General features: G+C 39.5%; 12 protein-coding genes and 1 riboswitch. Of the genes, 7 read left to right on the top strand and 5 right to left on the bottom strand.

The genetic code is table 11. The features are described 5' to 3' along the window. Nucleotides 1–15 precede the first annotated feature (15 nt). From DFO72_RS17960 to DFO72_RS17950, 3 genes are all read left to right on the top strand, one after another. The gene (locus tag DFO72_RS17960) at nt 16–1,308 is read left to right on the top strand and encodes a hemolysin family protein (RefSeq protein ID WP_113883487.1); all 1,293 of its coding nucleotides are present in this window, start codon (nt 16–18) and stop codon (nt 1,306–1,308) included. 352 nt (nt 1,309–1,660) lie between these two features. Next, nucleotides 1,661–2,062, top strand: coding sequence for a MerR family transcriptional regulator (locus tag DFO72_RS17955; RefSeq protein ID WP_113883488.1), 402 nt, complete (start codon nt 1,661–1,663; stop codon nt 2,060–2,062). Between the two features lie 64 nt (nt 2,063–2,126). Beyond that, nucleotides 2,127–3,482: a hemolysin family protein gene (locus tag DFO72_RS17950; RefSeq protein WP_113883489.1), complete on the top strand. Its 1,356-nt coding sequence runs from the start codon at nt 2,127–2,129 to the stop codon at nt 3,480–3,482. A gap of 46 nt (nt 3,483–3,528) precedes the next feature. Here the strand turns inward: DFO72_RS17950 and DFO72_RS17945 are convergent, their stop codons facing one another. Next, a complete protein-coding gene (locus tag DFO72_RS17945; protein ID WP_113883490.1) occupies nt 3,529–4,950 on the bottom strand; it encodes a sensor histidine kinase in 1,422 nt (473 codons plus the stop codon). Further along, nucleotides 4,940–5,641 (bottom strand): response regulator transcription factor, encoded by a 702-nt coding sequence (locus DFO72_RS17940; RefSeq protein WP_113883564.1) that lies wholly within the window; start codon nt 5,639–5,641, stop codon nt 4,940–4,942. The genes DFO72_RS17945 and DFO72_RS17940 overlap by 11 nt, the downstream gene beginning before the upstream one ends. A 183-nt stretch (nt 5,642–5,824) precedes the next feature. Here DFO72_RS17940 and DFO72_RS17935 point away from each other — a divergent pair, with 183 nt between their 5' ends. Further along, nucleotides 5,825–6,463 (top strand): hypothetical protein, encoded by a 639-nt coding sequence (locus DFO72_RS17935; protein ID WP_113883491.1) that lies wholly within the window; start codon nt 5,825–5,827, stop codon nt 6,461–6,463. 82 nt (nt 6,464–6,545) lie between these two features. Then, the gene (locus tag DFO72_RS17930) at nt 6,546–6,863 is read left to right on the top strand and encodes an ArsR/SmtB family transcription factor (RefSeq protein ID WP_113883492.1); all 318 of its coding nucleotides are present in this window, start codon (nt 6,546–6,548) and stop codon (nt 6,861–6,863) included. Nucleotides 6,864–6,876: 13 nt separating this feature from the next. On the opposite strand, the gene DFO72_RS17925 is transcribed toward DFO72_RS17930, so the two are convergent. Together DFO72_RS17925 and DFO72_RS17920 are read right to left on the bottom strand one after the other, a co-directional pair. Continuing rightward, entirely contained in the window at nt 6,877–7,800 is a 924-nt protein-coding gene (locus DFO72_RS17925; RefSeq protein ID WP_113883493.1) for a cation diffusion facilitator family transporter, read from the bottom strand. Nucleotides 7,801–8,011: 211 nt separating this feature from the next. Further along, nucleotides 8,012–9,307 (bottom strand): NCS2 family permease, encoded by a 1,296-nt coding sequence (locus tag DFO72_RS17920; RefSeq protein ID WP_113883494.1) that lies wholly within the window; start codon nt 9,305–9,307, stop codon nt 8,012–8,014. 89 nt (nt 9,308–9,396) lie between these two features. Continuing rightward, a riboswitch (purine riboswitch) is annotated at nt 9,397–9,498 on the bottom strand. 288 nt (nt 9,499–9,786) lie between these two features. Between DFO72_RS17920 and DFO72_RS17915 the strand changes: the two genes are divergently transcribed. Continuing rightward, nucleotides 9,787–10,101 (top strand): DUF948 domain-containing protein, encoded by a 315-nt coding sequence (locus DFO72_RS17915; protein ID WP_113883495.1) that lies wholly within the window; start codon nt 9,787–9,789, stop codon nt 10,099–10,101. 31 nt (nt 10,102–10,132) lie between these two features. Here DFO72_RS17915 and DFO72_RS17910 read toward each other — a convergent pair whose 3' ends face one another. After that, on the bottom strand, nt 10,133–11,035 hold the full coding sequence (locus DFO72_RS17910) for a YihY/virulence factor BrkB family protein (protein WP_113883496.1): 903 nt from the start codon (nt 11,033–11,035) through the stop codon (nt 10,133–10,135). Nucleotides 11,036–11,386: 351 nt separating this feature from the next. Here DFO72_RS17910 and DFO72_RS17905 point away from each other — a divergent pair, with 351 nt between their 5' ends. Next, a complete protein-coding gene (locus tag DFO72_RS17905; RefSeq protein WP_113883497.1) occupies nt 11,387–12,280 on the top strand; it encodes a YitT family protein in 894 nt (297 codons plus the stop codon). Nucleotides 12,281–12,312: the final 32 nt, after the last annotated feature.

Genomic DNA, 12,312 nt, shown 5'->3' with positions numbered 1-12,312 from the left:
GTGTAAGGGTTTTATATGATCACCCTTAACCTATTTTTATTAATTTTCTTAATTGCATTAACTGCTTTTTTTGTTGCATCTGAATTTGCCATTGTTAAAGTAAGGACTTCACGAATTGACCAGCTTATTATGGAGGGAAATGCTAAAGCCCGTTCAGCAAAACAAGTTATAAGCAGTCTGGATGAATACTTATCTGCCTGTCAGCTTGGGATTACGATTACAGCACTGGGCCTCGGCTGGCTTGGTGAACCGACTATTGAGAGGCTGCTCCATCCCGTATTTGAAAGCATTAACTTACAGGCTTCCATAACTCATATCCTCTCTTTTGTCATTGCTTTTTCTGTTGTGACATTTCTCCATGTGGTTATTGGAGAACTGGCTCCAAAAACCATTGCCATACAGAAAGCAGAGGCAATAACGTTATCTTTTTCAAAACCATTAATATTATTTTACAGGATTATGTATCCATTTATTTGGATTTTAAATGGTTCAGCAAGAATTATTACAGGATTATTTGGACTGAAGCCTGTATCGGAAAGTGAAATGGCCCATTCAGAGGAAGAGCTTCGGATTATCCTATCTGAAAGCTTAAAGAGCGGAGAAATCAATCCATCAGAATATCAGTATGTAGATCGAATTTTTGAGTTTGACAATAGAATTGCTAAAGAGATAATGGTTCCTCGAACCGAGATCGTTACCCTTTCGGAAGATTCATCATTGGCAGAAACCCTGGACCTCATATTGAATGAGCGATACACCAGATATCCTGTTACGGCGGGTGATAAAGATAATATTCTCGGGATTATTAATGTAAAGGAAATCTTAACTGACTGCGTTAGAAAAAAATGCGAAGGCAAACATCCTTTACGGCAATATATTAAACCTGTCATCAGGGTGATTGAAACCATACCCATTCACGATTTGCTCCTAAGAATGCAAAAAGAGCGTTTCCATATGGCAATTCTCCTTGATGAGTACGGCGGAACAGCTGGAGTGGTCACAGTTGAAGATATTCTCGAAGAAATAGTAGGTGAAATTCGAGACGAATTCGATGCCGACGAACTTCCGTTTATTCAAAAGTCAGGAGAAAATCATTATATCCTGGATGCAAAGCTGCTGATTTCAGAGGCAAATGATCTTCTTGGAACATCATTATCTGATGATGATGTAGACACCATCGGAGGCTGGATAATGACGCAGAAGTATGATATCGCTCAAGGAGACTTTATCGAAGAAGAAGGATTCAGATTTATTATTAAGGAAATGGAAGGGCATCATATTTCCTATATTGAAGTTGTGAAAATATGACCTTTATTTGAAATGACCGGGAGCGTTTTTTTTGCTCTTGGTTTTTGTTTGCCATCCGGCTGCAAATGCTGATATAGTCCTCTGCCTGTCAGAAAGCTGCCTTACCTTCAGATTGAATAAGTCTATATGGCTCTTTTGGGCACTAAAAAAATTTAATTTTTCCGAATCTTTTCACTTCATATTTTATGCATAATTTCATAAAATAAATATAACCCTTTTTTCCAAACTACTACGTTTGACTGTATGGTTTGTGCTAACGTATAATTGATTCTAACTATATCTCTTGATGTAAAGCACTTTCATGGGATATAAGTATTCAAAACAGAGGTGATATGATGGGGCTTACTATCGTATCGGCGAATTAGCCAATATTGCTAATGTTTCTAAAAGAACTATAGATTACTACACTAGCATTGGCCTAATAAAAGCGAAACGCTCAAAATCAAATTATCGCATATATTCAGAAGAAGTATTGTCTGATTTAAGATTTATTGAGGAATGCAAACTGCTGCATCTTCCGCTTGAAGAGATTAAGAGAAAACTAGAAATGAAAACGAAAAGGGAGATTCAGACAGGGGAAGTTGAAAAGCATATTAACGCAGTCACATTGCAGATTAAACAGCTTCATCAAGAAATAGCTGTTCTCATGCCGCTTATTAATACACTGGATGATGAACAGAAAGATGGCTTTTCCAAGAAGCTGACTATTGAAAGCACTGCATTGCTCCGTTCCCTTTCAGACTTAACCAGCTGATCCCATTTTTCACAAAATCAGGAGGTGACACCCTGCCCGTTTAGGCGGGATAAGGGGAACTTATTTGGACATATTAAACTTGGTTTTTATAGCCATTTTAATTGCTTTAACGGCTTTTTTCGTTACATCGGAATTTGCCATTGTTAAAATACGAAGTTCCAGGATTGATCAGCTAATTGAAGAAGGTAATAAAAATGCAATTGCTGCGAAGAAAGTCATATCGAATTTGGATGAATACCTTTCAGCCTGCCAGCTGGGAATTACCATTACAGCCCTGGGTCTTGGCTGGCTGGGTGAACCGACAATTGAACACCTGCTGCGGCCAGTGATCAATAGTTTCGGATTGCCATCTTCCATTTCGCATGTTATCTCCTTCAGCATTGCTTTTGCTTTTATTACCTTCCTGCACGTAGTTGTGGGGGAATTGGCTCCAAAGACTCTGGCGATACAAAAGGCAGAAGCGGTTACACTGTTAACAACACGTCCTTTAATCTGGTTTTACCGGGTTATGTATCCGATTATTTGGGCGCTAAATGGTTCTGCCCGCCTATTGACCAGCATGTTTGGATTAAAGCCTGCTTCTGAACACGAATTGGCACATTCTGAAGAAGAACTTCGCATTATTTTATCGGAAAGCTATGAAAGCGGCGAAATCAACCAATCTGAGTTTAAGTATGTAAATAAAATCTTTGAGTTTGATAATCGTATCGCCAAAGAAATAATGGTTCCGCGTACAGAAATTGTTTCTCTCTCAAAAGATGATACACTTGAAGACTTCCTGCAAATCGTTCAGGAAGAGAAATTCACTCGCTATCCCATTATAGATGGAGATAAGGATCATATCATTGGCATGGTCAATATTAAAGAAGTCATGACAGATCTCATTATGAACAGGGAATTATCATCAAGCACCCTTGAATCTTACATTCGTCCCATTATCAGGGTCATTGACAGCATACCTATTCATGAGCTGCTGCTAAAAATGCAGAAAGAACGAATTCACATGGCAATCTTAATGGATGAATACGGCGGTACCTCAGGGTTAGTCACTGTTGAGGATATCATTGAAGAAATTGTGGGTGAGATCCGTGATGAATTCGACATGGATGAGGTGCCCATGGTCAGAAAGACGCAAGAAGGCCAATATATTATTGATTCAAAAGTTCTTGTCAGCGAAGTTAATGACTTGCTGGGAACAAACATCAATGATGAAGATATCGATACCATCGGCGGCTGGATTTTGACAGAAAATTACGAAGCCAAACAAGGCGATATGATCGAACATGAAAATTACCGGTTTACAATCCTGGATATGGAAGAGCACCATATTAAGTATATTGAAGTAACTGCAGTACCAGAAACAGAAGAGTCGGCACCCACAAAAGAAGTGCCTTTTACAGAAACAGAGGTATTATCATAAATGATTAAAAGGAACAGCCTGTCAGAGGGCTGTTCCTTTTTTTTCCTTATTGCGAAGATGCTGTTTTCCGAGGAAGCTTAATCGTAAATTTAGTCCCTTTCTCTTTTTCACTGCTGACAGCAATCTCTCCGCTGTGCAGCTGAACAAGCTGTTTAACAATGGAAAGCCCAATGCCAAATTCACCAAAGGAATGGTTGGTCCTGGATAGATCCGCTTTATAAAAACGCAGCCAGATAGACTCGATTTCTTGAGGATCGATGCCTATGCCCGTGTCCTCTATTTCAATCACTGTTTGATCAGGATCTTCTTGTCCTCTTAAAAATATGGAGCCTTGATAGGTGAATTGAATGCTATTCTTAACAATATTAACCAAAATTTGAATTAGCCGGTCATAATCTGCATGAACTGAAACTCCTTCTTCTGCCTCAAGATATATCCTGTTTCCTTTTTCCCCTGCCTGAAATTCCAGCTGTTCCTTAACTATTTCAAATGCTTCCAGAAGATCAATATCCATTTTATTCAGCTGCAGCTGATTGGACCGGATCTTTTCATAATCCAGATTTTCGTTTACCAAACGAATAAGTCTCTTTGCTTCCCTGTCAATCAGGATCATCCCTTTTTCTTTTTCCGCTTCCGGAATCAGCCCGCCTTTAATGCCTTCAGCCAAGCCGCTGATGGTGGTCAAAGGAGTCCTCAGCTCGTGCGAGACATCAGCAATGAATTTCCTCCTTCTATTCTCCAGTCTTTTAATTTCTTCATTAGATTCCTTCAATCTGGCTGCCATATCGTTAAAGTCTTTAGTCAATTCACCGATTTCATCCATATAAGTGTATGGTACATTCACATCATAGTTCCCGGAAGAAATCATAGAGGCAGCATTCCTGAGATCCGTTATCCTCTTGATTAGATTTTTAGAGAGAACCAGGCTTAACAGAATGGTCGCAGAGAGTGAAATAAAGATGGTATATAGCAAAAATCGATTTAATTGGCTGACAACCTCCATTGCTCCAGTTATAGGTGACAGAAGCAAAACTCCGCCAACCAGATTGCCCCCCTGCATATAAGGCATGGCAACCAATGTTACCTCCTGGCCGAAGCGTTCTATATCATGCTTTACAGTTACTTTATTTCCTTTCGAAATTTCAGCCCACTCAGATTTGGTCAGCTGAATCATCGGATCTGATTTAAGGTCGGGATATAAGACCCTCCCTTTATGGTCAAAGAGTATGTATTTTATATTCCTTGCATCAAGCAGCTGGCTGTATTCTGTTAAAAATTGTTCATCACCCTCTATCCTGACTGTTAAATCAGTCAGGATCTGTTCGCCATAGGAATCAAGCTCTGCCACTTTATTCTCAAAAATATAACTCTCAACAAACTGGGAGAAAAGAAGGCTTAATAACAGAAATGCCAGAATAAGGATGCTGACATGACTTATCAGCAGCTGATAAAAATATTTAACTTTCATTGTCTGCTGCCGTTTCATCAAATTTATAGCCCACACCCCATACTGTATGGATAAAAGGCTGCTCATCTGTACCTATTTTTTTCCTGAGCCTTTTAATATGTACATCTACCGTTCTTTCATCTCCATAAAACTGATAACCCCATACACTATCAAGCAGCTGCTCTCTTGTAAAAACCTGTTTCGGATGTTTTACAAGATAATACAGCAAGTCAAATTCCTTTGGGGTCAAATTCTTGAGAAGCTGCCCATTATAATAGGCCTCTCTGGATTCTTTGCTGATTTTGAAGTATTCACTGGCAACATAGTGGGATTCATCCACTGATCCTGCTTCAGCCTGAAACCTGCGTGTCACCGCTTTGATCCTAGCCATTAGCGTCAGCGGACTGAATGGCTTAGTCACATAATCATCAGCACCCATTTCAAGGCCCAGAACCTGATCGGACTCGCTATCTTTAGCCGTCAGCATAATGATCGGGACTTTGCTCAATTCCCTTACTTTACGGCAGAGAGTCACTCCATCCATAATAGGAAGCATCCAATCAACAATAAGCAGGTCCCATCTTTCTTTATTAAAATGCTCAAACCCCTGCTGCCCATCGTGTACAAAGACACCCTGGTACCCTTCTTTCATAAAGAACATCTCAAGCATTGAACAGACACTTTCATTATCTTCCACAACAAGTATTTTCATTTTCCCATCACCGTCCTCGAACAGTCTTCTTTTCTTAATGTAATCGAAATGAGTGTTTTTTTTCAATGAATATATCTGTCCTTAACGTTTTCGTGAAAAAGATAACCAAATTTATTTATGCTTTCGCTATATCTTGGGAAATGCTATATACGAATTATAATTTTGAAAGGAGTGCAGTGCAGCATGAATAAAAAATTACTATTAGTATTGTCTTTTTCCATTATTTTAATGGGGGCGGCTTTATCCGTTAACGCCGAAACAGCACCAAAGGGGCAATCACCGGCACAAGAGCAGAAGCATGAACACCATCACAGAATGATTGACGAATCCCTAATGAAGTCCCTTCTGGAACAAGGATTCACCAAAAAGGAAATCTTCATAGCTGCCCACATTGCAAAGTTTTCAAATAAACAGGTTGGGGACATATTGGCATTTTATAAAAAAAATAACTCTTCCTGGGAAAAAACAGCACAGCAGTATGGAGTGGATTTAGAGAAAATAAAAAAGCACCAGCATCACATGGATAAGTTCCTGGAAACCAATAAACAAGTTGTTCTGCAAAAGGTCTCCGAGTATTCCGGAAAGTCCCCTCAAGTGCTGCAGGGGTATCTTGACAAAGGAGTCCCTCTTCGTTACCTTATTTCAGGTGCAGCAATGGCAAAGGCGGCAAATAAGGATCTGGGCGAAATAATTCAAATGAAGGAACAAGGAAAATCAATGCCTGAAATAAAAAAGGAACTGAAACTGGAAAAGGAACAAATCCATGCAGAAATGAAAAAACTGGTTGATGAAATTCACCAGGAAGTCAGAAAGAAAAAATAATATGTTAAAACCGCAGAGGGAACACCTCTGCGGTTTCGTTTTATTCAGAACAGAATTATAATGGAAGGCAGAGGTGAACAAAATGACAGAAGAAAACGCGCAGAACCCAGCCGATCTGGATGAAGAAACCTTATTCATGGTTTCCCAGACATTCAAAGCATTATCAGATCCAACCAGGCTTAGAATTCTTCATTTATTATTTCACGGGGAGTATTCGGTAAATGAGATTGCCGAAAATTTATCACTGCTTCAGTCTACGGTTTCTCACCAGCTGCGCTTTTTGAAAAACCTGAGGCTGGTAAAATTCCGCCGTGAAGGAACCACTCTTTTCTACAGCCATGATGATGAACACGTCATTAGTTTATTGAACCAGGCAATCGAACATAGCCAGCATTCATGAACTTTGGCCCCTATTAATTGCAGCTTTCATTTTGGCCGGGGCAGCCTTTTCTTTCTCCTTCCACTTGAATTGTGCTATGCTCAATGCCATATTCATCATGCAGTACCGATTGCGCCGCATGAAGTACTGCATCGTGACCGCCATCATGTTCAATCACAAGATGACAGCTAAGAGAAGGAAAACCTGAAGTAATCGTCCAAATATGAAGATCATGAACATCTTTTACATGTGCTAGGCCAAGGAGTTTCTTTCTAATATCCTCAGGGTTCAGGTGGGAAGGTGTCCCTTCCATTAAAATATGAAAAGACTCTTTTACCACCCTCCATCCGCTTATAAGGATGAGAACTGCTACCATTAAACTGGCAATGGGGTCCGCAATGCCCCAGCCGAAGAAATAAATTAGAAGCGCAGCTGTTATAGCTCCAACAGAACCAAGCAAGTCACCAAGAACATGCAGAAAAGCGCTCCTAACATTTAAGTTATGGTCCTTATCCCCACTCATTAAAATAAATGCCGCTGCGATATTTACGAGCAGCCCGATTGATGAAATCACCAGCATTCCCATACTTTGAACAGCCGGCGGCTCAAGAATGCGGCTGTAGGCTTCATAGAAAATATAGAGAGAAATCAAGAGCAGTGTAATTCCATTAATTGAAGCAGCAATAATTTCAAATCGTTTATAGCCAAATGTTTTTGAATTTGTCGCCTTTTTTTCCCCTATTTTGATTGCCAGAAAACTTAAGCCAAGCGCAGCTGCATCACTCAGCATGTGTCCAGCATCCGATAGCAGTGCAAGGCTGTTAGTCCATACTCCTCCAATTACTTCTACAATCATAAATGAAGCAATCAAAATAAATGCCCACATTAAAGCCTTTTTATTGCCTGTGTGATGGTGATCATGTGAATGCCCATGTCCGTGACCATGACTGTGTCCCATTCGTTCCACTCCTTATATGAATATATGCTCATATATATTATGTATTACTTTGGCTTATTGTTCAATGATTTTTTAATTTTTATTGTTTTCTTTTAATTTAGACTAAAGGAGTGGAGTCAAACATTTAATGATATCCAGCAGAAAGCCATTTTTTCAAAGCAATTATAGGATTCACAAAAAGGCTGCCTGAGTATACAGGCAGCCCTCTTCCTTATGCAAGATAAACAAAATACCCCATAAATGCAATACATAGTCCATACATTATTGGATGAATTTCTTTTGGCCTTTTCAATGCCAGCATTGTGATTGGGTATAAGATGAAGCCAAGTGCAATCCCCGTTGCTACACTGAAAGTCAGGGGCATCATTAAGATCGTTACAAATGCCGGAATAGCAATTTCTAATTTTCCCCAATCGATATGTTTAACTTCCATAGCCATCAGTGCTCCGACAATGATAAGTGCCGGAGACGTAACTTCGGCGGTAATTACACCGAGCAATGGAGAAAAGAATAATGCAATAGCGAAGCATGCAGAGATGATAACAGAAGTGAATCCTGTCCTTCCTCCGGCCGCAATCCCTGAACTGGACTCAATCATGGAGGCAGTTGTAGAAGTTCCAAGCACCGAACCGACTACAGTAGCACTTGAATCTGCCAGAAGCGCTTTTCCAGCATTAGGGATTTCATTATTCTTCATCAATCCCGCCTGGCTTGCAATGGCGATTAAGGCTCCAGCCGTATCAAAAAAGGCAACAAATAAGAAAGTGAATATGACTGCCAGCATTTCCGGCGTAAAGATTTGATCAATATTCAGAAAAACTTCACCAAATGTCGGTTCAAGGCTCGGAATGGCCCCAACAATTTTTTCCGGTTTATCGATAAGGCCAATTAACATTCCAGCAGCAGCTGAAATGACCATACCATAGAAAATGGCACCTTTAACTCCCCTTACCATTAAAACGATTGTTAAGATAAAACAGAAAACTGCAAGCAGTGTGACTGGGGATTTAAAATCGCCAATTGCAACAAATGTCGCCTCATTTCCTACAATCAGACCGGCATTTTTCAATCCGATAAAAGCAATAAAAAAGCCAATGCCCCCTGCTATTGCATGCTTTAAATCCTTGGGTATAATGTTAATAATTTTTTCCCGTATTTTTAATAAGCTTAAAATCACAAATAAAATCCCTGAAACAAATACACCAGTTAAAGCCGTTTGCCATGGAATGCCCATCCCGATGCAGACAGAAAAAGTGAAGAAAGAATTGAGTCCCATGCTTGGTGCAATCCCAATTGGATAATTGGACAGCAAGCCAATTAATAAAGAGCCAATAATTGCCGACAGTGCAGTAGCCGTAAAGACAGCTCCTTTATCCATTCCAGCCTGGCTAAGTATAATTGGATTTACAATTAATATATATGCCATTGATAAAAATGTCGTTAAACCTGCGATTGTTTCCTGTTTATATGATGTTTCTCTTTCATGAAACCGGAAAAAAGATGACATGCCATTCCCTCCTTATTTAGTAACCAATAAAAAAAGCTCCGCAATATGCGAAGCTGCCATAAGAAACAGAAGAAAATAGCATGCCGATTCGAACAAGCTATATCCCCTGTAGTCAAGCTATTTACGGCAGCCCGGTAGAAACGCTCAGACCCTATCTCTGAACATATACAGGTAAAATCTATTGCCACAGCACATCAATTGATCAATGTCCTGCCCAATAAAATTATATATTAATATAATGAAAACAATTCTAGCAAACTCATATATGAAGGTCAATTCTTTAATTTATTCTGAGTATTCCCCTTTATCTTAAAGTTGGTTACAGGGGTTTAATGTTAATTTTTTTTTGTAATGGGTAAACAATAAGGAAAGCAAAGTGCCTTGGTTACCCCCGAAAACTCGAGGGGGAAGGGGCCGGAGCCAGGAGTAATCGAAGTTTGAAAATTTTCTTAAAAACCAGCATGAGGAGGCAGGTCACAATGTTCATTGTATATGCAAGTTTGATTCTTATTGCAGCATCCCTGATCTTTCTGGGCTTCTATGCTTTTAAAGCATACAAGGATGCCAAACCGGCAATTAAGAAACTGACAGCTATAAGCACTGTTATGCAGCTAAAAGCAGATCAATTAAAAAATGGGGTTGATGAACTGACAGCAACCCAGAAAGAAATTCAAAGAGATATCAATTATAAGAAACAGACCTTTAATAATACGATTTCCGCTGTAAAAGAAACACCGAAGAAAATAAAGAAATGGTGGACCATCAAAATACCTTTTATCCACCACATCAAATAAAACGAGGGCTGAGCCCTCGTTTTATTTTTTCCTATTTTATTGAAAGTGTACGATATGCTTCTGCATCTGTTTGCACCTTGGAATTATCTTTGTCATCTTTCTTTCCTCTGCCAGGCTTGAATGTATTATTTCTGTGATAGAGAGCACTGATTTCCCCGCCAATAACAAGGGCAAGTCCGGTTAAAAAGAACCATAGCATCAATACAATGACTCCGCCTAGGCTTCCGTATGTGGCGGAATAATTCCCAAAATTGCTTACATAAAAGGACAATCCAAATGATATAAGCTGCCACATAACTGTTGCGGCTATTGCACCTGGCAAGACCTGTTTGAAAGGAAAATGTTTATTCGGTGCCACCTTATAAAGAATAGCCAGGACTGTAACCATGATTACAAAAGCAATGGCCCATCTCAATACATTGATCAGGATCTGCATCCCATCAGGTATATTAATAAAATTCTCAACAAAGTTCATGATGACTTTTCCGAACACGGGAAGAACCATAGCAATGATGAATGCTGCGAGCAAACCAAGAGTCAAACCTATGGATATTAGTCTGGATTTTATAAATGACCTCGTCTCCTCCACATCAAAGGCGTCATTCATGGCTCTTATGAAAGCCTGCATTCCATTAGAAGCGGACCATAAAGTACCTATGATACCGAACGTCAGCAGGCCGCCGTTCGGCTTGGTAATGATATCCACTACATTATCTTCAACAACATTAAATGAATCTGACGGCATTACACTCTGCAAGTATGATAATGCTTTTTGAGGATCCAGTGAAAGATATGGAACAATAGAGATAAGCAGAATTAACAAAGGAAAAATGGAGAGCATATAATAATAGGCTTGTTCGGCTGCAAGCCCGGTTGCCCGATCTTTCTTAAATTCCTTTCCGAGCTTCTTGCCAAATTGAATAACCTTATGCATTTTACTACTCCTCCCTTAATCAGCTTATAGCTTGTATGTGTTTATTTCCCCTAAGACCTTTGAGCTAATCGTATTTTAATAAAATATTCATTCCATTTTTGATAGATAAATAAAAAAGACGCCTTTCCACCAGAACTGAAATTATTCTAATAAGGACTCACAACTTTTCATTATGAATCAGGGTATCCCTTATTTAATATAAGAAATGTTATAATTAGATATAGTTTTTATCAGCTTTATCGAATAATTAATTTGAGCTAAAGTGGCACAAGCTATCATATTATGTTATTAGCTTATTAAAGATGCTCGTTAGTCTGACAGATTTTTCATCAATTAAAATGGGGGTCATTTATGAACGTTTCACTTGAAGCTGCTGTTGAAGCAAATGTACATAAAGGGTTGACTAAAGGCAAACTTGCAAAAAGGATTTTCTTCATCATATTTGGAGCCATCCTTATGGGGGTCGGAATCGAAGAATTCCTAGTGCCCAATAAAATTCTGGATGGCGGAATAGTAGGAATCTCCATTATCCTCTCTCACATGTCCGGCTGGAAACTCGGCTGGTTTATATTCATTTTAAATATTCCATTTTTTTACATAGGATACAAACAGATAGGGAAGACCTTTGCTTTGTCTACATTGCTGGGCATTGCGGTATTATCAGCCACTACCCTCCTCTTGCATGATGTTCCCGTATTTACGGAGGACTTGCTGTTAGCTACAGTATTTGGCGGTATTGTTCTTGGCTTTGGGGTCGGAATGGTGATCAGATACGGGGGATCTTTAGATGGAACAGAGATTCTGGCTATTCTGGTAAATAAAAAACTCCCGTTCTCTGTCGGGGAAATTATTATGTTTTTCAATGTCTTCATTTTTGCTACTGCAGGATTTGTTTTCGGCTGGGACCGTGCCATGTATTCAATCCTTGCATATTTCATTGCTTTCAAGACTATTGATGTTGTCATCAGCGGATTGGATGAATCCAAATCCGCCTGGATCATCAGCGACCAGCACAAGGTAATAGGCGAAGCGATTCTGGCCCGGCTTGGACGAGGCGTTACCTACTTGAATGGGGAAGGTGCATACACTGGAGATGACAAAAAAGTAATTTTTTGTGTCATAACCAGACTAGAAGAAGCAAAATTAAAATCAATTGTCGAAGAAATAGATCAGAGTGCTTTTTTGGCAGTAGCTGATATTGCTGAAGTCAGAGGCGGCAGATTTAAAAAGAAAGCCATTCACTAAGATATCCTTTGCTGCTGAACCCTGGATGCGGC

It is taken from the genome of Cytobacillus oceanisediminis, from assembly GCF_004366035.1.
Classification (GTDB): Bacteria; Bacillota; Bacilli; order Bacillales; family Cytobacillaceae; genus Cytobacillus; species Cytobacillus oceanisediminis_C.
Note: the sequence above shows the minus strand (reverse complement) of the source record. Positions and strands in the feature narration are given on the sequence as shown.

Bases quoted from the DNA above. Each gene is read 5' to 3' on its own strand.
- DFO72_RS17945 (WP_113883490.1), bottom strand. From the start codon at position 4,950: ATGAAAGTTAAATATTTTTATCAGCTGCTGATAAGTCATGTCAGCATC.
- DFO72_RS17960 (WP_113883487.1), top strand. From the start codon at position 16: ATGATCACCCTTAACCTATTTTTATTAATTTTCTTAATTGCATTAACT.
- DFO72_RS17920 (WP_113883494.1), bottom strand. From the start codon at position 9,307: ATGTCATCTTTTTTCCGGTTTCATGAAAGAGAAACATCATATAAACAG.
- DFO72_RS17935 (WP_113883491.1), top strand. From the start codon at position 5,825: ATGAATAAAAAATTACTATTAGTATTGTCTTTTTCCATTATTTTAATG.
- DFO72_RS17925 (WP_113883493.1), bottom strand. From the start codon at position 7,800: ATGGGACACAGTCATGGTCACGGACATGGGCATTCACATGATCACCAT.
- DFO72_RS17910 (WP_113883496.1), bottom strand. From the start codon at position 11,035: ATGCATAAGGTTATTCAATTTGGCAAGAAGCTCGGAAAGGAATTTAAG.
- DFO72_RS17940 (WP_113883564.1), bottom strand. From the start codon at position 5,641: ATGAAAATACTTGTTGTGGAAGATAATGAAAGTGTCTGTTCAATGCTT.
- DFO72_RS17915 (WP_113883495.1), top strand. From the start codon at position 9,787: ATGTTCATTGTATATGCAAGTTTGATTCTTATTGCAGCATCCCTGATC.
- DFO72_RS17905 (WP_113883497.1), top strand. From the start codon at position 11,387: ATGAACGTTTCACTTGAAGCTGCTGTTGAAGCAAATGTACATAAAGGG.
- DFO72_RS17930 (WP_113883492.1), top strand. From the start codon at position 6,546: ATGACAGAAGAAAACGCGCAGAACCCAGCCGATCTGGATGAAGAAACC.